20 protein-coding genes are annotated in these 19,812 nt (G+C 63.9%); 16 read left to right on the top strand and 4 right to left on the bottom strand.

The window, feature by feature from the left end:
* Nucleotides 1–2: 2 nt before the first annotated feature.
* A complete protein-coding gene (locus tag NVV79_RS21490) occupies nucleotides 3–1,502 on the bottom strand; it encodes an inorganic phosphate transporter (protein WP_303993961.1) in 1,500 nt (499 codons plus the stop codon).
* Nucleotides 1,503–1,865: 363 nt separating this feature from the next.
* Between NVV79_RS21490 and NVV79_RS21485 the strand changes: the two genes are divergently transcribed.
* The 3 genes from NVV79_RS21485 (at nucleotide 1,866) to NVV79_RS21475 (ending at nucleotide 5,049) form a co-directional block, all read left to right on the top strand.
* Entirely contained in the window at nucleotides 1,866–3,635 is a 1,770-nt protein-coding gene (locus tag NVV79_RS21485) for an acetolactate synthase 3 large subunit (protein ID WP_303993958.1), read from the top strand.
* 23 nt (nucleotides 3,636–3,658) lie between these two features.
* The gene (ilvN, locus tag NVV79_RS21480) at nucleotides 3,659–4,213 is read left to right on the top strand and encodes an acetolactate synthase small subunit (protein WP_303993955.1); all 555 of its coding nucleotides are present in this window, start codon (nucleotides 3,659–3,661) and stop codon (nucleotides 4,211–4,213) included.
* Nucleotides 4,214–4,305: 92 nt separating this feature from the next.
* A complete protein-coding gene (locus tag NVV79_RS21475) occupies nucleotides 4,306–5,049 on the top strand; it encodes a pyridoxine 5'-phosphate synthase (protein ID WP_303993952.1) in 744 nt (247 codons plus the stop codon).
* A gap of 35 nt (nucleotides 5,050–5,084) precedes the next feature.
* Here NVV79_RS21475 and NVV79_RS21470 read toward each other — a convergent pair whose 3' ends face one another.
* The gene (locus tag NVV79_RS21470; protein ID WP_303993949.1) at nucleotides 5,085–5,411 is read right to left on the bottom strand and encodes a hypothetical protein; all 327 of its coding nucleotides are present in this window, start codon (nucleotides 5,409–5,411) and stop codon (nucleotides 5,085–5,087) included.
* Nucleotides 5,412–5,724: 313 nt separating this feature from the next.
* Here NVV79_RS21470 and NVV79_RS21465 point away from each other — a divergent pair, with 313 nt between their 5' ends.
* From NVV79_RS21465 to NVV79_RS21455, 3 genes are all read left to right on the top strand, one after another.
* Entirely contained in the window at nucleotides 5,725–6,339 is a 615-nt protein-coding gene (locus tag NVV79_RS21465; protein WP_303993946.1) for an NADPH-dependent FMN reductase, read from the top strand.
* A 256-nt stretch (nucleotides 6,340–6,595) separates the two neighbouring features.
* Nucleotides 6,596–8,431: a potassium transporter Kup gene (locus tag NVV79_RS21460; RefSeq protein ID WP_303994364.1), complete on the top strand. Its 1,836-nt coding sequence runs from the start codon at nucleotides 6,596–6,598 to the stop codon at nucleotides 8,429–8,431.
* 27 nt (nucleotides 8,432–8,458) lie between these two features.
* Nucleotides 8,459–9,667: an NAD(P)/FAD-dependent oxidoreductase gene (locus NVV79_RS21455; RefSeq protein WP_303993945.1), complete on the top strand. Its 1,209-nt coding sequence runs from the start codon at nucleotides 8,459–8,461 to the stop codon at nucleotides 9,665–9,667.
* 12 nt (nucleotides 9,668–9,679) lie between these two features.
* On the opposite strand, the gene NVV79_RS21450 is transcribed toward NVV79_RS21455, so the two are convergent.
* Nucleotides 9,680–10,120: a hypothetical protein gene (locus NVV79_RS21450; protein ID WP_303993943.1), complete on the bottom strand. Its 441-nt coding sequence runs from the start codon at nucleotides 10,118–10,120 to the stop codon at nucleotides 9,680–9,682.
* Nucleotides 10,121–10,237: 117 nt separating this feature from the next.
* Entirely contained in the window at nucleotides 10,238–11,368 is a 1,131-nt protein-coding gene (locus NVV79_RS21445; RefSeq protein ID WP_303993941.1) for an NADH:flavin oxidoreductase/NADH oxidase, read from the bottom strand.
* A 161-nt stretch (nucleotides 11,369–11,529) separates the two neighbouring features.
* Between NVV79_RS21445 and NVV79_RS21440 the strand changes: the two genes are divergently transcribed.
* The 10 genes from NVV79_RS21440 to NVV79_RS21395 all read left to right on the top strand — a co-directional run bounded on the left by NVV79_RS21440 (nucleotide 11,530) and on the right by NVV79_RS21395 (nucleotide 19,785).
* Nucleotides 11,530–12,438, top strand: coding sequence for a hypothetical protein (locus tag NVV79_RS21440; RefSeq protein WP_303993939.1), 909 nt, complete (start codon nucleotides 11,530–11,532; stop codon nucleotides 12,436–12,438).
* Between the two features lie 2 nt (nucleotides 12,439–12,440).
* Nucleotides 12,441–13,328 carry a S9 family peptidase gene (locus NVV79_RS21435; RefSeq protein WP_303993937.1) on the top strand — a complete coding sequence of 296 codons (888 nt, stop codon included), beginning with the start codon at nucleotides 12,441–12,443 and terminating at the stop codon, nucleotides 13,326–13,328.
* 108 nt (nucleotides 13,329–13,436) lie between these two features.
* The gene (locus tag NVV79_RS21430) at nucleotides 13,437–14,084 is read left to right on the top strand and encodes a TetR/AcrR family transcriptional regulator (RefSeq protein WP_303993934.1); all 648 of its coding nucleotides are present in this window, start codon (nucleotides 13,437–13,439) and stop codon (nucleotides 14,082–14,084) included.
* 23 nt (nucleotides 14,085–14,107) lie between these two features.
* Nucleotides 14,108–15,127: a ketol-acid reductoisomerase gene (gene ilvC / locus NVV79_RS21425; protein WP_303993931.1), complete on the top strand. Its 1,020-nt coding sequence runs from the start codon at nucleotides 14,108–14,110 to the stop codon at nucleotides 15,125–15,127.
* A gap of 49 nt (nucleotides 15,128–15,176) precedes the next feature.
* Complete coding sequence (locus NVV79_RS21420) at nucleotides 15,177–15,902, top strand: NUDIX hydrolase (RefSeq protein ID WP_303993928.1); 726 nt, start codon at nucleotides 15,177–15,179, stop codon at nucleotides 15,900–15,902.
* A gap of 82 nt (nucleotides 15,903–15,984) precedes the next feature.
* Nucleotides 15,985–16,476, top strand: a complete 492-nt coding sequence (locus tag NVV79_RS21415; protein ID WP_303993924.1) for a heme-degrading domain-containing protein — start codon at nucleotides 15,985–15,987, stop codon at nucleotides 16,474–16,476.
* 8 nt (nucleotides 16,477–16,484) lie between these two features.
* The gene (locus NVV79_RS21410; protein WP_303993922.1) at nucleotides 16,485–17,372 is read left to right on the top strand and encodes a PhzF family phenazine biosynthesis protein; all 888 of its coding nucleotides are present in this window, start codon (nucleotides 16,485–16,487) and stop codon (nucleotides 17,370–17,372) included.
* A gap of 87 nt (nucleotides 17,373–17,459) precedes the next feature.
* A complete protein-coding gene (locus NVV79_RS21405) occupies nucleotides 17,460–17,888 on the top strand; it encodes a hypothetical protein (protein ID WP_303993919.1) in 429 nt (142 codons plus the stop codon).
* 98 nt (nucleotides 17,889–17,986) lie between these two features.
* A complete protein-coding gene (locus tag NVV79_RS21400) occupies nucleotides 17,987–18,112 on the top strand; it encodes a hypothetical protein (RefSeq protein ID WP_303993916.1) in 126 nt (41 codons plus the stop codon).
* A 113-nt stretch (nucleotides 18,113–18,225) separates the two neighbouring features.
* Nucleotides 18,226–19,785 (top strand): 2-isopropylmalate synthase, encoded by a 1,560-nt coding sequence (locus NVV79_RS21395; protein ID WP_303993914.1) that lies wholly within the window; start codon nucleotides 18,226–18,228, stop codon nucleotides 19,783–19,785.
* The last annotated feature ends 27 nt before the right edge of the window (nucleotides 19,786–19,812 follow it).

Here is a 19,812-nt window from a genome sequence, read left to right as displayed (position 1 = left end):
CGCTAGCCGATCACCAGATCGAGGATCCAGAACAGTATGGCGGCCAGTACGGCCGAGGCTGGCACGGTGATGATCCAGGCCGCGGCGATGCCGGTCACGTGCTGCCGGCGCACCAGCTTGCGCCGCTCGCTCTTGCGCTCGCGCGACAGGGCGTCTTCGGGCGTGGCATTCAGCGCGGCCGGATCGACATGCTTGGCGTGGATGGGAACGGCCGCGAAATCGAGATCGCGGCGGGAATAATATTCACGCAGGAAGCCGACCCCGAAAATGCCGCCCACGGCGATATGGGTCGATGAGACCGGCAGACCCAGGGCCGAGGCCACGAGCACCGTCACCGCGGCCGACAGGGCCACGCAATAGGCGCGGATTTCGTTGAGCTTGGTGATCTGCTCGCCCACGGTGCGGATCAGGCGGGGTCCGAACAGCGCCAGGCCCAGCGAAATGCCAATGGCGCCGATGGCCAATACCCAGAAGGGCAGGGCCAGACCCGAGGCTTCCATCTGCCCGGACTGGAGCGTGGTCACGATGGCGGCGAAAGGGCCGATGGCATTGGCCACGTCGTTGGCGCCATGGGCGAAGGACAGCAAGGCCGCCGCAACCACCAGCGGCAGGCGGAACAGGGTCGATACGTGTTTCTTGCGGTTTTCCATGCCGATGGACTGCAGGCGAACCAGCGGCATGGCGCCGATCCAGCCCAGGGCGGCAAAGCCGACGCCCAGCACCAGCACGACCGACAGTTCGGGACTCCAGATTCGGCTCAGGCCCTTGGTGGCGATATACATGGCGAAAATGCCGGTCATACCGGCGACGATGATCGGCACCCAGATCCGTGCGGCGGACACCTTGTCGATGCGGTCGGTAATGGTGTGCTTGATCAGCAGCAGCAATAGTGCGGCAAAGAAGCCGCCCATGACGGGGGAGATAACCCAGCTTGCTGCGATGGTGCCAATGACCGGCCATGCCACGCTGCCGATTCCCGACGCGGCGACGCCGGCGCCGACGACACCACCCACCACGGCATGGGTGGTGGAGACCGGGGCGCCGATATAGGTCGCCAGGTTGACCCAGAGCGCCGAAGCCAGCAGCGCCGCCATCATCAGCAATACGAACTGGGCCGGGGGAATGGCATCGCCGATCAACAGGTCCCGCGCCACGGTATTGACCACGTCGCCACCGGCCAGCAGCGCCCCGGCCGCCTCGAATATGGCGGCGATGAGCAGCGCGCCGCCCATGGTGAGGGCCTTGGAGCCGACGGCCGGCCCCATATTGTTGGCAACGTCATTGGCGCCGACATTGAGCGCCATGTAGCCGGCTATGGCCGCGGCGATGACCACGAGATAGCTCATCGGCCCATCGGCCACGGCATAGCTGGCCCAGACTGCTGCCAGCAGCAGGAAGACCAGGGCAATGCCGGGCGTCGCCAGCGCGCGGGACAGGTCCTGGGTGGCGTCTTCCAGCCCGGAAACCCGCTGCAAATCCTTGTCGAGGACGCTCTTGGCCATCTGTCATCAAACCGTCATGAAACCATATCCCGCGCCAATAGCATTGTCTGATGCAATGGCCACCTGTTTTGCGCATAGACGGAATGCTCCTCCACGGTTTTTGGTTCAGAGCGGAGCGGCAATCCGACAATCTGCGGCAGGCCCATTGACACCTTCGCGGCATTGCACCTATCAATGCGACCGCAAGTTTCATGGAGAGGTCCCGTGCGGGCACTCATTCTCGTAGTAGGTAGGCGCATCGGCAACGTGGGGTAAAACCCCGCGCGATAGCTGGTGCGCTGAAAACAGGTCCCGATGGGGCCTTTTTTATTGCCCGGTTTTCGCCGCTACGAGACTGGGCCGGACTTTAGGAAGGAATTGACGATGGCCGAAAAAATGACCGGCGCGGAAATGGTGATCCAGGCGCTCGCCGACCAGGGAGTCGAACATATCTTCGGCTATCCGGGCGGCGCGGCCCTGCCGATCTATGACGCGATGTTCCAGCAGGATGCGGTGCAGCATATCCTGGTGCGGCATGAGCAGGGCGCGACCCACATGGCCGAAGGCTATGCGCGCTCCACCGGCAAGCCGGGCGTCGTTCTGGTCACCTCCGGCCCCGGCGCAACCAATGCAGTCACCGGCCTCACCGACGCGCTGATGGATTCCATCCCGCTGGTCTGCATCACCGCGCAGGTGCCGACCACGCTGATCGGCACCGATGGCTTCCAGGAATGCGACACGGTCGGCATCACCCGTTCCTGCACCAAGTACAATTACCTGGTGAAGCGGGTCGAAGACCTGCCGCGCATCATGCATGAGGCCTTCCTCATCGCCACGACGGGTCGCCCCGGCCCTGTTGTCGTCGATATTCCCAAGGATATCCAGTTCGCGCTCGGCGACTATTACAAGCCCGATCTCGAGACCCTGCGCCACCAGAGCTACCGCCCGCAGATGGATGGCGACGCTGATGCCATCGAGGCCGCAGTCGACCTCATGCTCAAGGCCGAGCGGCCGATCTTCTATACCGGCGGCGGCGTCATCAATGCCGGGCCGCAGGCCTCCGAACATCTGCGCGAACTGGCCGAGCTGACCGGCTTTCCGGTGACGTCCACGCTGATGGGGCTCGGCGCTTTCCCGGCGTCCAATCCGCAATGGCTGGGCATGCTGGGCATGCATGGCAGTTACGAAGCTAACCTCGCGATGCATGATTGCGACGTGATGATCAATATCGGCGCGCGGTTCGATGACCGCATTACCGGTCGGGTCGATGCCTTCTCGCCCAACAGCCGCAAGATCCATGTCGATATCGATCCCAGCTCGATCAACAAGGTCGTGCATGTCGATCTGCCTGTGATCGGCGATTGCGAGCGCGTGCTGTCCGAAATGGTCCGCGTGTGGCGCAGCAAGACCAACCAGCCGCGCAGCGAGGCCATCGCGCCGTGGTGGAAGCAGATCCAGAAGTGGCGCGATGTCGGTTCGTTCAATTTCAAGAATTCCGACACTGTCATCAAGCCGCAATACGCTATCCAGCGGCTCTATGAGGCGACGAAGAAGCAGAGCAAGGAAGTGTTCATCACCACCGAGGTCGGCCAGCATCAGATGTGGGCGGCCCAGCATTTCCACTTCGACAAGCCGAACCACTGGATGACCTCCGGCGGCCTGGGCACGATGGGCTATGGCCTGCCGGCCGCGGTCGGCGTGCAGGTTGCCCATCCCGATGCGCTGGTGATCGACATTGCCGGCGAAGCCTCGGTGCAGATGACGATGCAGGAGCTGTCGACGGCGGTGCAGTACCGCCTGCCGATCAAGATCTTCATCCTCAACAACGAGCGCATGGGCATGGTCCGCCAGTGGCAGGACCTGCTGCATGGCAGCCGCTACGCCCATTCCTATTCGGAATCGCTGCCCGACTTCGTCAAGCTGGCCGAGGCTTATGGTGGCAAGGGCATCCGTTGCGACAATCCGGCCGAACTCGACGCCGCGATTGCCGAAATGCTCGACTATGACGGCCCGGTCCTGTTCGACGTGCTGGTCGAGAAGGACGAGAACTGCCTGCCGATGATCCCGTCAGGCAAGCCGCATAACGAGATCATCCTGCCCGATACGGCCAATATCGGCGACATCATTGACGAGAAGGGAAGGGCGCTCGTCTAGGGCGCTGCAGAGGAGAAAAGCACATGAACGCACATCTGCAGCCGACCGGCTCGGCCTATTTCATCACCAAGGAAACCCAGGAAATCGAGCGGCACACCCTTTCGGTGCTGGTCGATAACGAGCCGGGTATCCTGGCCCGCGTCGTGGGCCTGTTCTCGGCCCGTGGCTACAATATCGAAAGCCTGACCGTCAGTGAGACCGAACACGGAAGGCGACTTAGTCGCATCACCGTTGTCGTTACCGCCACGCCACGCACGCTGGTGCAGATCAAGCTGCAGCTCGAGCGCCTCGTGCCGGTCCACAAGGTGCATGACCTGACCACGGAAGGCGCTTCACTGGAACGCGAGCTGGCACTGATCAAGGTGGCCGGCTCGGGCGATCACCGCGCCGAAACGCTGCGGCTGGCCGACGCCTTCCGCGCCCAGATCGTCGATGCCACGGTCGAGAGCTTCGTCTTCGAAGTCACCGGCAAGCCCGGCAAGATCGACAGCTTCATTGGCCTGATGCAGCCGCTCGGCCTGGTCGAGGTGGTGCGTACCGGCCTTGCCGCCATCTCGCGCGGACAGCAGGGCATGTAATCGGCCAGCCTGATCGGTCCTATCACAAGGTTCGATTGGGCACCGGCCCCGCCATAGTGTAAGCCTGCACGAAATTTCGTGCAGGCCCGCCCATGCCCCTTCTTTCCGTCAATCTCAATGCCGTCGCCCAGCTCCGCAACCGGCGTGACCTGCCATGGCCGAGCGTGGTTGGCCTGGCGCGGGTGGTGCTCGATGCCGGTGCCAGCGGCGTGACCGTGCATCCGCGCCCCGATGAGCGGCATATAAGGCGCAGCGACGTGTTCGATCTCGCCGCATTGCTGCGCTCCGAATATCCCGAAGCCGAATTCAATATCGAGGGCTATCCGAGCGAGGATTTCTTCACCCTGATCGATCAGGTGAACCCGCAGCAGGTGACGCTGGTGCCGGACGATCCGGCGCAGGCGACCTCCGACCATGGCTGGGATTTCCGCGGCAAGGGCAATTTCCTCACCGCGGTGGTGCAGCGCCTCAAGGCGCCGAATCGGCGCATATCGCTGTTCTGCGATCCCGATGCGGGCACCGAGGGCGTTGCGGCGGCACGGGCGACGGGCGCCGACCGTATCGAGCTCTATACCGGGCCCTATGGCGGTTGCTACGACGATCCCGACCGCGCCGTGCGTGAGCTGGCTGCCCTGGCGCATACGGCGCAGGCGGCCAGGGCCGCCGGGCTCGGGGTCAATGCCGGGCATGACCTGACGCTGACCAACCTGCCGGCATTCCAGTCGGCCGTGCCTGGTGTGGACGAGGTGTCCATCGGCCATGGACTCACGGCCGATGCGCTGTTGGTGGGCTTCGCCGAGGCGGTGCGGCAATATCGGGCCGTATTGGGAAGCTAGGGGAGGGGCGCTGGCGCGGGCCAGCGCCGCCCGGCCTAGTCTGTGTAGTTGAACTGGCTCAACTCGCAGACATTGTTGCCGTATTTGACCAGTTCCTCGCCGTCCTCGAAGACGGCCAGGAAGTCGTATTTGCAGTAGCCGGTGCCGTCATCGATGTTGATGACGACGCTATGGCCTGACGGCAGGATGCTGCGGCCCAGGATGTCCTCTTCCCATGAGCGCGATCCCTGGTTTGATGCATAGAACTCGACGATGTCGTAGGATGTGTTGTTGTTGATGCGCACGCGGCGATCCAGCGCTGCCGCGTCGATCGTGCCCATGGCCATGATGGTCAGCGCCAAGGCTGCCGAAGCCGTCTTCATGATATCCCTCCGATGAATATGCCCCGCGGTTGGCTTAGGCCGCCGTCCGGCGGTCGCCAACCCGGATTCATGGGGGTGCCCATGCGATTGTTGTCGTATGTCGAACGCTCCGTCAGCGAGCGGTGCCTATGGTGATGAGCGAGGGATCGATTGCCGCCATAAGGCGGAGAAAATCCAGCTATCTCCAATACTTACACAAATGTTCCCTAGGCAGCCCGGTGTCTCCGCGCCACAACAAAGTGCCTCCTTGTGACGAATCCACTAAGGCACATATATCGCCTCAGTTACGATTTGTTACCAAGGAGGGCTTCCAATGTCCAAACTCAAGATTGCCGTTATTATTTCGTCCACCCGCCCGACCCGCTTTGGTGAGATTCCGGCGAAGTGGATCCTCGACAAGGCCAATGAACGTCCCGAGATCGACGCCGAGATCGTCGATATCCGCGACTTCGACCTGCCGTTCTTCGACGAGATGGCCTCCAATGCCTGGGTCCCGTCGGTCAACGAGAATGCCATCAAGTGGCAGAACAAGATCAGCGAATTCGACGGCTATATCTTCGTCACTGCCGAATATAACCGCGCCATCACCGGCGCGCTGAAGAACGCCATCGACCAGGCCTATACCAACTGGAACAAGAAGGTGTTCGGCGCCGTCGGTTACGGTTCGGTTGGCGGTGCCCGCGCCATCGAAAACCTGCGCACCATCGGTGTCGAGCTGCAGATGGTTTCGACCCGTTCGGCCGTGCATATCGCCGGCGCCGACTTCATGGCCGTGCATCCCGGTTTCGGTGGCACCAAGACGCTGACCGATATCGAAGCCTCGATCGGCAACTCGGCCAAGGACATGCTCGACCAGCTCGTCTGGTGGGGCGCCGCCACCAAGGCCGCCCGCGAAGGCGAGGCCGTCACCGCCCAGGCCGCCGAATAAGCCTTACGAAGACCTCCATATCTTCGTTTACCGGCAGGGGTCGCTCCGCGAGGGGCGGCCCCTGCTGGTTTTGAACCATTGTTGGGGGAGCGTGTTGTGTGTGACGATGGGGCGGTGTATAGCGGCGCCCGCCTTTGACCAAGAGAGCACAAGGTTCATGACGCAGACGAACGCAGCTGGCGGTTCCCCCGCCGGCGTCGATGCGAGCGACCTCACCAGCCACTCCCATTCCCGCAAAGATCTTCCCATATTGCTGATGGGCGCGCTCGGCGTCGTCTATGGCGATATCGGGACCAGCCCGATCTATGCCTTCCGCCAGGCGATGAATGTCCGCCCCGGCGTTACGTCGAGCGACAGCGAAATCCTGGGCCTGCTCTCATTGATCGTCTGGGCGCTGACGCTGACCGTGGCGGTCAAATACGTGTTTTTCGTCACCCGCGCCGACAATAATGGCGAAGGCGGCACGCTGTCGCTGATGGCGCTGGCGCGCAAGACCTTCACCAATCCGCCGGTCTGGATCACCGTGATGGGCGTGATGGGCGCGGCCATGTTCTTCGGCGACGCCATCATCACGCCGGCCATTTCGGTGCTCTCGGCGGTGGAGGGCGTACAACTGGTCGCGCCGGGCATGGCACGCTGGGTGGTGCCGATCACGCTGGTCATCATTGTCGGCGTGTTCTTCGTGCAGCGCTTCGGCACGGCCAAGGTGTCGATCATCTTCGGGCCGGTGACCGGGCTGTGGTTCCTGGTGCTCGGCTTTTCCGGGTTGGTCCATATCATCGCCTATCCGGGGGTGCTGTGGGCGCTCAATCCGTGGCTGGGTATCGAATTCGTCACCACCCATATCGGCCTTGCCTTCGTCGTGTTCGGCGCCATCTTCCTGGCGGTGACCGGTGCCGAGGCGCTTTATGTCGATCTCGGGCATTTCGGTCGCAAGCCGATCGTCATCGTGTGGTTCGCGCTGGTGTTTCCCTGCCTGCTGCTCAACTATTTCGGGCAGGGGGCCTTCGTGCTCGAAGCGGGGATCGAGAATGTGCAGAGCCCCTTCTTCGAAATGCAGCCGGACTGGGCCCTGGGGCCCTTCGTGGCGCTGGCGACGGCGGCCACGATCATTGCCAGCCAGGCGGTGATTTCGGGCACCTATAGCCTCGCCCAGCAGGCCATCGCGCTCAACATGCTGCCGCGCATGATGGTGCTGCACACGTCCGAGACGCAGAGCGGGCAGATCTACATGCCGCAGATCAACACCATGCTGATGGTCGGCGTGCTGCTGCTGGTGCTGGCCTTCGGCAGCTCCAGCGAATTGTCGCATGCCTACGGCATCGCCGTGTCCGGCGTCATGGTCATGACGCTGATGCTGCTTGTGGTAGTGATGTGGCGCAACTGGAAGTGGCATCCGGCCGCCGTCATCGCCTTCGGCGTGGTCTTCGCCATCATCGATGGCGGTTTCTTCATTGCCAATGCCGCCAAGCTGTTCCAGGGCGGCTGGGTGCCGGCGGTGGTCGCCGCCATGGTGGCGCTGGTCATGTGGAGCTGGATGGCCGGGCGGCAGCGGCTGTCGGAAAAGACCCGCCGCGACGAGGTACCGCTGCAGTTCCTGGTCGATAACCTGGCCAAGAAAAAGCCGACCCTGGTGCCGGGCACCGCGGTGTTCCTCACCAGCGATATCGAGGGCGCGCCTACCGCGCTGCTACACAGCCTCAAACACTACAAGGTACTTCACGAGCAGAATGTGATCCTGACCGTCCGCACCTCGGCCTCGCCGCGTGTGCCCGATGACGAGAAGGTCACCATCGACGCCTATAACGAGCTGTTCAGCCGTGTGGTCGTGACCTTCGGCTATATGGAAAGCCCTAACCTTCCCAAGGCCTTGGCCCTGGGTCGCAAGCTGGGCTGGAAGTTCGACATCATGTCGACCTCGTTCTTCCTGTCCCGCCGTTCGCTGAAGCCCGGCCCGAAATCGGGCAGCCCGCTGCGCTACTGGCAGGACCGGCTGTTCACGCGGCTGGCCCGCAATGCCAGCGACGCGACGGAATATTTCCACATTCCGACCGGGCGCGTGGTGGAGATCGGGACGCAGGTGGTGCTTTAGGGTTTGGCGGCAGCACTGGACATCGCAGTGTGCGGTGCGGGCCCCGCAGGGCTGGCCACGGCACTTTATCTGCAAAGGCTTGGTCATCGCGTCGTCGTTCTGGAACGCTTTGCCGAACCGCGACCGATTGGTTCGGGCATCATCCTGCAACCCACCGGACAGGCCGTGTTGCACGATCTGGGGCTGTTCGAAGCGACCCGCGCGCTGGGCACCCCGATCGATCGGCTCTGCGGCACCGAAGGTCAGGGCCGGCGCGTGGTGCTCGACGTCCGTTATGGCGCGCTGCCCAAAGCCGGGCGAGGCCTTGGCATTCATCGGGCGGCCCTGTTCCATGTGCTGCATGAAGCGGTGCTCGCGGCCGGCATTGCCATCCGGGTCGGGTGTGGTGTCATGGCCGCGCGCGACGCGGAGGATGGCCGGCGCAGCCTGATGCTTGCCGACGGGCGCGAGACCGAGGCATTTGATCTGGTGGTCGATTGCCTGGGGGCGGGGTCGCCGCTGAAATCGCTGTCGGACAAGCCTGGGCGCAGTCGCACTTTGCGCTTTGGCGCCGTCTGGGCCAGCCTGCCCTGGCGCGGCGAAAACTTTGACGCGACAGCCTTGCTGCAGCGCTATCGGGCGGCCAGCGTCATGGTGGGCGTGTTGCCTATTGGCAAGGCGGCACCAGGCGGCGAGGACCTTGCGGCTTTCTTCTGGAGCCTGCCGGTCGAGGATTTCGAGGCGGTCAAGGCCAAGGGTATCGTCGCCTGGAAGAAGGCGGTTCTGGCGGAGTGGCCGGAAACCGCGGTCTATCTCGACAATATCGCGGAATTCTCCGACCTGACGCTGGCGCGCTACGCGCATTATACGATGCCTGTGCCGGTGGCCCGGGGCCTGGCCTTTGTGGGCGACAGCGCCCATTCGACCAGCCCACAACTGGGGCAAGGGGCGAATATGGCCTTGCTCGATGCGCGGGCGCTGTATCTCGGGCTGCAGAAGCACCCCGACGATCTCAAGGCGGCACTGGCCCACTACGCGCGGCTGCGGTGCTGGCATGTGCGGCTCTATCAACTGATGAGCGCGATGTTCACGCCCTTCTACCAGTCGGACAGCAAGACGCTGCCGGTGATCCGCGATCTCTTCGTGTCGTTCATCGCGCGCATACCCCCGGCGCCACAGTTCCTGGCCGCATTGGTGGCCGGGTCGCTCTTGTCGCCGCTGAAGAAATTGGGCCTGAAAAGGGGCCCACGGGTTTAGGGTCTAGGCCGCTTACTTCACCATATCCGGGCAGACATAGGGCACTTCCGCCACGGTGAAATGCTGTTCCTGTACGTCGCTGCCCAGCTTGAGGCTCAGCACCAGTTCGGTGTCGCTGAGGCTGGCAATATCGGCATTGATGGTCATGCCGTCCTCGTCCCAACTGATAGCGCTGTCGGAGACCTGCTGCCATTTGGACAGCCGATAGGTTTCCCAGCAACTGTCGCTCACCAGCGTGCCGTCGCCGAGAAAGATCTGCATGGGGCCGGGCAGGGACGGATCGGCGTCCGTACGGACCCAGACCTTGTTGAGCAGCGGGTTTTCGCTGTCGCCGACATTGTCGACTACGTCTTCGGTGGCGTCGTCAACGTCCTGCGCATTGGCGGGCAGGGTGGCACAGGTGCCGATGCCCCAGACGCTCATGAGGGCGAGGATTGCGGCCTTGGTGTCCATCGAACTTCTCCCTGTTCACGCTCATCTGGTGACGGCGTTGACGATGGACAAGAGTGGCCGGGTAATCGCGGCAAATTTGCGTTGCCGCGAAGGTTGTTTGGCGGAAATTCCCGGCGATCAGGATGCGGCGAAGCTGCGCTGGCGCAGCGAGCGGTCGCGCTCGCGCACGCGATTGGTCTGTTTGGGCCACAGATCATAGTCGCTGGCGCCCAGTTCGTGGCGGGCATGTACCGGCCAGTTGGGATCATCCAGCGCGCCGCGGGCCAGGGCGATGAAGTCGGCCTCGCCATTGGCGATGATCTCCTCGGCGCGCCGGGCATCGCCCAGCAGGCCCACCGCCATGCAGGGCAGACCGCCTTCATTGCGGATGGCGGTCGCAAAGGGCACCTGGTAATCGGCCGCCGCCGGAATGACTGCGCCTTCGAAGCCGCCGCTCGAAGCGTCGATGGCGTCCACGCCGCGCGCCTTGAGTTCGCTTGTCAGCGCGACGCTGTCTTCCACCTGCCAGCCATCGGGGTGCCAGTCGCTGACCGACAGACGCACCAGCAGCGGCTTTTCTTCCGGCCAGACGGCGCGGACGGCCTCGGTCACTTCCAGCAGCAGGCGCATGCGGTTTTCCCGGCTGCCGCCGTAGCGATCGGTGCGCTTGTTGGCGAGCGGGGAGAGGAACTGGTTGAGCAGGTAGCCATGCGCGGCGTGGATTTCGACGGTATCGAAGCCGGCCCGGTCGGCACGCTTCGCCGCCGCGACGAAGGCGTCGATGATGTTGCGAATGCCGGCCTCATCCAGCGCTTCGGGCCTCGTGAAGCCCTTGTCCTCGGCATGGATCAGGGCGCTGGGCGCGACGGGCGTCCAGCTCTCGAAATGCAATGCCGCCTTTTCTTCCTCGGTTTCGTCGAAGCCATTGCGCCAGGCAATCGCCGTCGAAGCCTTGCGGCCTGCATGGGCCAGTTGGATGCCGGCTGCCGCGCCCTGGCTATGCAGGAAGGTGACGATGCGCTCGAGCGGGGCGATCTGCTCGTCCTTCCACAGGCCGAGATCGCCATAGCTGATGCGACCCTCCGGAAGCACGCCGGTCGCCTCCAGCATGACCAGCCCGAAACCACCCAGCGCAAAACGCCCGAGATGGACGAAATGCCAGTCATTGGCAAAGCCGTCCTGCGCCGAATACTGGCACATGGGAGCGACGACCGTGCGGTTGCGCAGGGTAAGGCCGCGCAGGGTGGCGGGGGAGAACAGCTTGGACATGAACGGCTCTTGGTTGGTCTGAATAGCGCTGCATAAATGCCCTGTTCGTACTTCATCGGCAAGTGCCGATGAAGTGATGCTAGGTTGCGGCTGGCGCATGCAAGCGGTCTTTCCCGCCGCCGCGTCGCAGGCTAGGGTCCGGCTCGGATGGAGAGACCGGTATGAAGATCACGCTCGACCTCGACGCCCTGGTGGCCGAAGGCAAGCTGAGTGCGGCCGAGGCCGAACGGCTCAAGGGCTTTGCCGCCAAGGACACGGGCGAGCTGGGCAGCAATGTGCTGTTCGCGCTTGGCGCCGCGGCCGTGGCGACCGGTGTCGGCGTGCTGGTGCCGACACTGGAAACGGCCATCGCGCTAGGCGCCGTGCTGTTCGCGGCCGGGTTCTGGCTGCGCCTCGCAGGCGTGACGCGCTGGTCCGTATTCGCGCAGATCGTCATGGTTATCGGCGCGCTGGCGCTGCTGGGTGGCGTGGGCGGTCTCTTCGGCGAACATCTGTGGGTGCGGATTGCGTTGACCGCTGCCACGGCCGTCGCGGCCGTGCTGGCAACCTCCGGCCTGTTGGCGGCTTTGGCCGTCCTCGCCTTTGCTGCTACGATCACCATCGATGTCGATCTGTGGACACCGACGCATTACCTCGCCGTTGCCATCCTGGCCCTGTCGGCGCTGGTTCTGGCCCTCTATCTGCTGTCGCTGCGTCTCGCTCCGGCCTATGAGCGGTTGGCCATCATCGCCATGCGCACGGCAATCCTGCTGGTCAACGCCGCTTTTTTCATCGGCTCGCTGTTTGGCGATGACCTGCTGGGTTGGCCGGGCGTCTATTTCTCGGTGGCCTGGGCCATTGCGCTGCTGGCCTTTGGCACCTGGGCGGTGTTTGCCAATCGCCGCTGGGTGGTCAATTCCGTGGCCGTGTTCGGCGCCATCCACTTCTTCACGCAGTGGTTCATGGCCTTGGGCGCCCAGCCGCTGTCGATCCTGGGTGGCGGGTTGCTGCTGATCGGCTTCGGCCTGGCGCTGGCCCGCTTCAATCGGTGGGTCGGCGCCCGCAATGATGCGGAAGCGGGGAGGGCATAGGCATGGCGATCACCCGCAGCCGCTTCCGTGAACTCATCGGCCTCGCTGAGCCGGGTGTTTCGCTGCTGTCGCGCCGCATCGAGCCCATGGACGGCTATGTGATCGAACACCTGCGCCTGCAACTGGGCGACGAGGATGTACGCGGCATCCTGACCAGGCCGGCCGACAATTCCCGCCGCCTGCCGGCCATCCTCTATGGCCACTCGCATGGCGGCGGCTACGCCATTGGCGCCAGCGAGTTGCTCGATGGTCGCGAATACCTGCTCGATCCGCTTGGTCCGGTCTTTGCCCGTGCCGGCTATGTGACGCTTTGCATCGATATGTCGGTCTTCGGCGAGCGCGCCACGGTCAGCGAAAGTTTTGCCGCCAAGGCCTTGCTCTGGCGTGGCAAGTCGCTGTTCGGGCAGATGCTGTCCGACCACTCCGCCGCCCTGACCTACCTCGCGGGTCGCGAGGACGTCGACCCGGCGCGCATCGGCGCCTTCGGCATCTCCATGGGCTGCGTGCTCAGCTACTGGCTGGCCGCCATGGACGAGCGCATCGCGGCGGTGGCGCATCTCTGCTGCTTCGCCGATTTCCGCACCATGATCGAACTTGGCGCGCATGACGGCCACGGTATCTACCTCACCGTGCCGGGCCTGTTGAATGAAGCCGATGGCGGCCGCATCGCCGCCCTCATCGCGCCGCGCCCGCAACTGATCTGCCTCGGCGAGGCCGACAGCCTGACACCGCCGGCAGCCGTCAGCCGGGCCTGGGCCGAACTGGAGCCGGCCTATGCCAATGCGCCCGGCATGCTGCAAAAGGTCAGTGAACCCGGCATTGGCCACCAGGAAACGCCCCGCATGCGGGCGGCCGCGCTGGCCTTCTTCGCCGAAAACTTCAAACGATAGCCCACCGCCGGGTTATTCCCGCACAAATAGGGCTTGCATCGAACCGTACCGTACGGTACGCCTGCACGAGAATTGGCCGAAACCACTCGGCCGTGTGGGGACCAAGCCATGGCATTGACCATCAAGGTCAACGAAGAGACGTTCACACCGCGCCAGCAGGCTGTGCTGACGGCGGCGCTGGACCTGCTCGTCGAAAATGGCGATGGTCTGACCATGACGGCCGTGGCGCGGCGCGCCTCGTGCTCCAAGGAAACCCTCTACAAGTGGTTCGGCGACCGCGACGGGCTGCTCACCGCCACGGTGCAGTGGCAGGCGGCCAAGGTGCGCATGCCGGTGGTCGATCGCTCCCACCTCAATGCCAAGGCGCTACGCCTTTCCATCGAGCAGTTCGCCCGTGACCTGCTGACAGTCATCACCGGCGAAGTCTCCATCACGCTCAACCGCACGGCCGTGACCCATGCCGCCCAGGAAAAGGACAGCCTGGGCATCATCGTGCTGGAAAACGGCCCGCTGGCCATTCGCCGCCGGCTCAAGCCCATTCTCGAAGCCGGGCGCGATGCGCGCCTGCTGCGCTTCGATTCCAGCGAAGATGCCTATCGCACCTTTTTCGGTCTGGTCGTCCGCGACGTGCAGATCCGCCTGCTGCTGGGTGACAAGGCGCTGACCCAGACCAATGTCGTGGCCAATATCGAAGCCGATGTGAAGGCCGCCACCGACCAGTTCTTTGCCCTCTATGGGGCGAAAGCCAACCCATAAACTGCATTTCCAGGGAGATACCCATGCGCGTCTATTACGATCGGGATGCCGATCTCAACATCATCAAATCCAAGAAGGTCGCGATCGTCGGCTACGGTTCGCAGGGCCATGCCCATACGCTGAACCTGCGCGATAGCGGCGTGAAGGATATTGCCGTGGCGCTGCGCCCGGGTTCGGCTTCGGCCAAGAAGGCCGAGGGCGAAGGCCTCAAGGTGATGTCGGTTGCCGATGCCGCCAAGTGGGCCGACGTCATCATGATGCTGACTCCCGACGAGCTGCAGGCCGATATCTACAAGCAGCATATCGAGCCCAACATCCGCGACGGTGCCGCGCTGGCTTTCGCTCATGGCCTCAACGTGCATTTCAACCTGATCGAACCCAAGTCGACCGTCGACGTGATCATGATCGCGCCGAAGGGCCCGGGCCACACCGTGCGCGGCGAATACCAGAAGGGTGGCGGCGTGCCGTGCCTGATCGCCGTGCACCAGGACGCGTCGGGCAATGCCCATGATATCGCGCTGGCCTATGCTTCAGGCGTCGGCGGCGGCCGTTCGGGCGTCATCGAGACCAATTTCCGCGAGGAATGCGAAACCGACCTGTTCGGCGAGCAGGCCGTGCTGTGCGGTGGCCTCGTGGAACTGATCCGCGCCGGCTTCGAGACGCTGGTGGAAGCCGGCTATGCGCCCGAAATGGCTTATTTCGAGTGCCTGCACGAAGTGAAGCTGATCGTCGACCTGATCTACCAGGGCGGCATCGCCAACATGAACTACTCGATCTCCAACACCGCCGAGTGGGGCGAATATGTCACCGGCCCGCGCATCATCACCTCGGAGACCAAGGCCGAGATGAAGAAGGTGCTGCACGACATCCAGTCGGGCAAGTTCACTTCCGAATGGATGCAGGAGCACAAGGCTGGTGGTTCGCGCTTCAAGGCGACCCGTCGCCTGGCCGACGAGCACCCGATCGAGGAAATCGGCGCCAAGCTGCGCGACATGATGCCCTGGATCAAGGCCGGCGCGCTGGTCGACAAGGCCAAGAACTAGCAGAGACATGCAGCGGCCGGGGGAAACCCCGGCCGCTGTGTTTCAGCCCATGCGCATCGTTCCGGTCACCCAGATCGACATTGTCAGCGTGCCCGGCCTGTGGCCGCTGAGCGAGAGCCAGCGCGCGGCCGTGGCCGATTACTGGCGCGATGCCACCAAAGCCAATCCGCATCTGTGGGATGGCCGTATCCTGGGCCTCTCGGCGCCCGGTGGCGGCATGCCCGGCGTCGAGGGCGGGGTGTTCCGCGCCGAGGCGCGGGAGGATGCCTATTCGGCCTTCATGCTGTGGCGCCAGCAGGGCTTTCCCGGGATCGGCATCTGCCATGCCTTCGGCTGGGCGCTGATCGTCAGCAGCGACAATGCGCTGATCTACGGCGTCATGGGTGGCCAGACGGCCAATGCCGGCCGGGTCTATCCGCCCGGCGGCTCGCTCGAGCCGCGCGACGTATTGCCCGACGGCCGGGTCGATGTAGCGCGCTGCCTCGCGCTGGAGCTGGAAGAGGAAACCGGCCTGCGCACCGACGAAGCTGTAGCGGGCGGGATGGTCATTGTGTTCGACGGGCCGCGGCTGTCCTTCGGCCGGATATTCCGCTTTGCCGACCCGGCCGAATGGCTTGTCGCCCGCATCCGCGCCAATCTCGACCGGCAGGAGCATCGGGAACTCGCCGATATCGTCGCCATCCGCTCGCATGCCGAGGCCGAAGCGGCAGGCGCCGTGCCCTATGCTGTGGCGGTGGCCGAGGCCTACTTTGCGGGCAGGATTTTCGCGACCTGAATCATTACTTCTTCGCCGGGAAAACTTGGTCTAGAACCGGACCCGTCGTTTCCCGACAATCTCGTAGCAAGGACACCTGACCATGGCCGCCGCCGAAGATATCGCCCTCGTCAAGAAGCAGGAGCAGGAGCTCGTGCTTGCCGAATTCGACGAGAAGGTTGCCTTCAAGCTGGGCAGCGCCATTCGCGATCGCGCTTTGGCCGAAGGCCTGTCGCTGGTGGTCGATATCCGCACCTGGGACCGGCAGATGTTCTTTGCCGCCACATCGGGCACCAGCGCCGACAATGCCGAATGGGTGCGCCGCAAGATCAATTCCGTGCGCCGTTTCCAGCGCGCCAGCTACCGGCTGGTGCTGGAGCGGGGTGAAGCGCCGTTCAGCCCGCAATCGGGTGCCGACCCGGCGGACTATGTCATTGCCGGCGGCGGCTTCCCCATTCGCGTCAAGGGCGCCGGCATCATCGGGTGCCTCACCATTTCGGGGCTGCCCGGTCGCAGCGATCATGGCGTCGCGGTCGCCGCGCTCTGCGATCATCTGGGGCTCGACCGGGCGGTTTACGCCCTGCCGGCAGAATAGGGGCCGTAGTGAAGCTCAATTATCTGCTGCTGGACGTCTTTACGCGCGAGCGGCTCAAGGGCAACCAGCTCGCCGTGGTCCTCAAGGCCGACGGGCTCCTCGATGGCGAGATGCAGGCCATTGCCCGCGAGTTCAATCTCAGCGAGACGGTCTTCATCCTCAAGCCCAAGGCCGAGCGCAACACCGCGGCCATCCGCATCTTCACGCCGCACGCCGAACTGCCTTTTGCCGGCCATCCGACGGTAGGCGCCGCCGTGGTGCTGGGCCTGCAGAACAAGGTCAGCGCCGTGCGGCTGGAGGAAAAGGTCGGTCTCATCACCGCCCTGTTCGAAAAGACCGACAAGCGCTCCGGCGAGGCCCGCTTTGCACTGCCGCGCCTGCCGTCGCGCATTGCATCGCTCACCGACAGGCTCGGCATGGCCCAGGCCTTGGGCATCGAGGTCGAGGATATCGGCTGCGATGTCTATGAACCGGCCGTGTTCTCCGCCGGCGTCACCTTTCATATGGTGCCGGTGCGCGATGTCGGTGTCTTGCGCAAGATCAAGGTCAATCAGGGGCTCTGGAACAACGTTTTCAGCCACGACCATCACTCGGCCTATGTGTTCACGCTGACTCCGGACGAACCCGACAATGACCTGGCGGCGCGCATGTTCGGCATGGATATCGGCGAGGATCCCGGCACGGGCTCGGCGGCGGCCGCGCTGATTGGGCTGTTGGCGGAACATGCCAACCTGGCGACCGGGTCGGCGGATTTCACCCTGCGCCAGGGCCATGAAATGGGCCGCCCCTGCCGCATCACCATCCAGCTCCGCAAGGATAATGACGTGCTGGTCCATGGCGGCATCGGCGGGGACGCCGTCATCGTGGGTGAAGGCGTGCTCGATCTCGACGACTAGGCGGTGGGTACGGTCCGCTGCCGCCGCGACGTGACCCGCACCGGCAAAACTGCTATTGTCCTCGGGCAACTGCGTTGAGGCGGCAGCATGGATATTCTGGTCAATCTTCTGTTCTGGGTTCATCTGCTGGCGCTGGTCGGCGGCGGGGCGAGTTCGGTGGCGATGCCGATCATCGGTGGCAAGCTCGCCACGGCCGAAGGCCCGACGCGCGAGGCGCTGTTCGACATTGTCACCCGTATTTCCCGTGCCGCTCGCGGCGCCCTGGGCGGGCTCATCATCACCGGCATCCTGCTGTTCTGGCTCAAGTGGGACTTCTCGGCGCCCAGCATGACCTGGTTCGGCATCAAGATGGCCCTGGTGCTGGTGCTGCTGGGTGCCACGATTGTCGGTGGCATCAACCTCAGGAAGGCGCATGGTGGCGACGCCGAGGCGGGGCGCATGGCAGGTATCGCCGGGCGGGTTGCGGGCATTGCTCTGGCCGCGACCGTGCTTTCGGCTGTGTTTGCATTCAATTAGACGCAAGTCTCACAGCGAAAAATCAATATCTACCGCAGCTTGGGCTTGCACGGCGATGCAGTTTCGCGCATTCTTGCCGGCAAATCGGAACTGAACCCATGCAGCGCAAGCGCGCAATTGCCATCGCCGTCGCCCAACGCCAGGAACGCGCTCGCGTCCTGATGCTGGCTGCCGGCCTGCTTTTGCTGCCTGCTGCGCTTCTTCTCCTTCTTATCAGCCCCTGATCACCGGCAGCTCGAACGAGCGGGTCGTCAGGGGATAACGCCATAAGCCGCACAGTCAATGTCCGGCCTGCAGAGCTCTGACTCTGGGCCGCCCGATAGGATTTTGAGAAGAAATGTCCGCCGCTTCCGACACCAATAAAGACCGCGTTTTCATCTTCGACACCACCTTGCGCGATGGCGAACAATCGCCCGGCGCCACCATGACGCTGGAAGAAAAGCTGCAGGTCGCCGAAACGCTCGACGATATGGGCGTCGACATCATCGAGGCCGGCTTCCCCATTGCCTCCAATGGCGATTTCGAAGCCGTCGTCGCGGTGGCCAAGCAGGTCAAGCGCTCCACTGTCGCCGGTCTCGCCCGCGCCATCACTGCCGATATCGACCGGGCCGGCGAGGCCGTGCGCCATGCCCGCCGCGGCCGCATCCACACGTTCGTCTCCACCTCGCCGATTCATCTGGCCCACCAGATGAAGAAAACCGAGGACGAGGTGATCGAGATCATCGCCCGCACCGTGACGCAGGCGCGCAATCTCATCGACGATGTGGAATGGTCGGCCATGGACGCCACCCGCACGCCGCTGGAATTTTTGAAGCGCTGCGTCGAGACCGCCATCAAGGCCGGCGCCACCACGATCAACCTGCCCGATACGGTCGGCTATGCCGTGCCCGACGAGCATGAGAAGATGTTCCGCGACATCGTCACCATGGTGCCCGGCGCCGACAAGGCGATCTTCTCGGCCCATTGTCACAACGATCTGGGCCTGGCCGTTGCCAATTCGCTGGCCGCCGTGCGTGGCGGTGCGCGGCAGGTGGAATGCACCATCAACGGGCTGGGCGAGCGCGCCGGCAATGCCGCGCTCGAAGAGATCGTCATGGCCCTGCGCACCCGCGGCGACGCCATGCCCTATCACACCGAGATCGAGAGCACCCATCTGGCCCGCGCCAGCAAGGTCGTCTCCGCGGCGGCGAATTTCCCGGTGCAGTACAACAAGGCCATCGTCGGCAAGAATGCCTTCGCGCATGAAAGCGGCATCCATCAGGACGGCATGCTCAAGAATGCCGAGACCTACGAGATCATGACCCCGGCCAGTGTCGGCATCAAGGAAACCACCCTGGTCATGGGCAAGCATTCGGGCCGTGCCGCCTTCAAGGACAAGTTGAGGGAACTGGGCTACGAGCTTGGCGACAATGCCTTCCAGGAAGCCTTCGTGCGTTTCAAGGACCTCGCTGATCGCAAGAAGCACGTCTATGACGCCGATATCGTGGCTTTGGTCGATGACGAGGTCGGCTCGGTGGGTGACCGCATTCGGCTGGTCGACATGGAAGTCGTCTCCAAGACCGGCGGCAACCACAAATGCACCATGACGCTCTCCATCGATGGCGAGGAAACCAGCGTGGTCTATGAGGGCACCGGCTCGGTCGATGCCATCTTCAACGCCATCAAGGCAGGTGTGGGCCAGGAGCCGCATCTGGTGCTCTATGCCGTCGATGGCGTCACCGGCGGCACCGATGCGCAGGCCAGCGCCCATGTGCGCCTCGAAATGAACGGCCGCATTGTTTCGGGCAATGCCGCCGAGCCCGATACGCTGGTGGCTTCGGCCCGCGCCTATCTCAACGCCTATAACCGCCTGCTCATCGATCGCGGCGCTTCGGCTCAAGGCGCCATGGCCGGCTGACATCGACACGCGCTTCGTGCCCCGACC

This window comes from Devosia ginsengisoli (assembly GCF_024707105.1).
GTDB classification, from domain to species: domain Bacteria; phylum Pseudomonadota; class Alphaproteobacteria; order Rhizobiales; family Devosiaceae; genus Devosia; species Devosia ginsengisoli_A.
The sequence above is the reverse complement of the archived record's forward strand: the minus strand, read 5'-3'. Positions and strand labels throughout refer to the sequence as shown.

Bases quoted from the DNA above. Each gene is read 5' to 3' on its own strand.
- NVV79_RS21490 (WP_303993961.1), bottom strand. From the start codon at position 1,502: ATGGCCAAGAGCGTCCTCGACAAGGATTTGCAGCGGGTTTCCGGGCTG.
- NVV79_RS21485 (WP_303993958.1), top strand. From the start codon at position 1,866: ATGGCCGAAAAAATGACCGGCGCGGAAATGGTGATCCAGGCGCTCGCC.
- ilvN (WP_303993955.1), top strand. From the start codon at position 3,659: ATGAACGCACATCTGCAGCCGACCGGCTCGGCCTATTTCATCACCAAG.
- NVV79_RS21475 (WP_303993952.1), top strand. From the start codon at position 4,306: ATGCCCCTTCTTTCCGTCAATCTCAATGCCGTCGCCCAGCTCCGCAAC.
- NVV79_RS21470 (WP_303993949.1), bottom strand. From the start codon at position 5,411: ATGAAGACGGCTTCGGCAGCCTTGGCGCTGACCATCATGGCCATGGGC.
- NVV79_RS21465 (WP_303993946.1), top strand. From the start codon at position 5,725: ATGTCCAAACTCAAGATTGCCGTTATTATTTCGTCCACCCGCCCGACC.
- NVV79_RS21460 (WP_303994364.1), top strand. From the start codon at position 6,596: ATGGGCGCGCTCGGCGTCGTCTATGGCGATATCGGGACCAGCCCGATC.
- NVV79_RS21450 (WP_303993943.1), bottom strand. From the start codon at position 10,120: ATGGACACCAAGGCCGCAATCCTCGCCCTCATGAGCGTCTGGGGCATC.
- NVV79_RS21445 (WP_303993941.1), bottom strand. From the start codon at position 11,368: ATGTCCAAGCTGTTCTCCCCCGCCACCCTGCGCGGCCTTACCCTGCGC.
- NVV79_RS21440 (WP_303993939.1), top strand. From the start codon at position 11,530: ATGAAGATCACGCTCGACCTCGACGCCCTGGTGGCCGAAGGCAAGCTG.
- NVV79_RS21435 (WP_303993937.1), top strand. From the start codon at position 12,441: ATGGCGATCACCCGCAGCCGCTTCCGTGAACTCATCGGCCTCGCTGAG.
- NVV79_RS21430 (WP_303993934.1), top strand. From the start codon at position 13,437: ATGGCATTGACCATCAAGGTCAACGAAGAGACGTTCACACCGCGCCAG.
- ilvC (WP_303993931.1), top strand. From the start codon at position 14,108: ATGCGCGTCTATTACGATCGGGATGCCGATCTCAACATCATCAAATCC.
- NVV79_RS21420 (WP_303993928.1), top strand. From the start codon at position 15,177: ATGCGCATCGTTCCGGTCACCCAGATCGACATTGTCAGCGTGCCCGGC.
- NVV79_RS21415 (WP_303993924.1), top strand. From the start codon at position 15,985: ATGGCCGCCGCCGAAGATATCGCCCTCGTCAAGAAGCAGGAGCAGGAG.
- NVV79_RS21405 (WP_303993919.1), top strand. From the start codon at position 17,460: ATGGATATTCTGGTCAATCTTCTGTTCTGGGTTCATCTGCTGGCGCTG.
- NVV79_RS21400 (WP_303993916.1), top strand. From the start codon at position 17,987: ATGCAGCGCAAGCGCGCAATTGCCATCGCCGTCGCCCAACGCCAGGAA.
- NVV79_RS21395 (WP_303993914.1), top strand. From the start codon at position 18,226: ATGTCCGCCGCTTCCGACACCAATAAAGACCGCGTTTTCATCTTCGAC.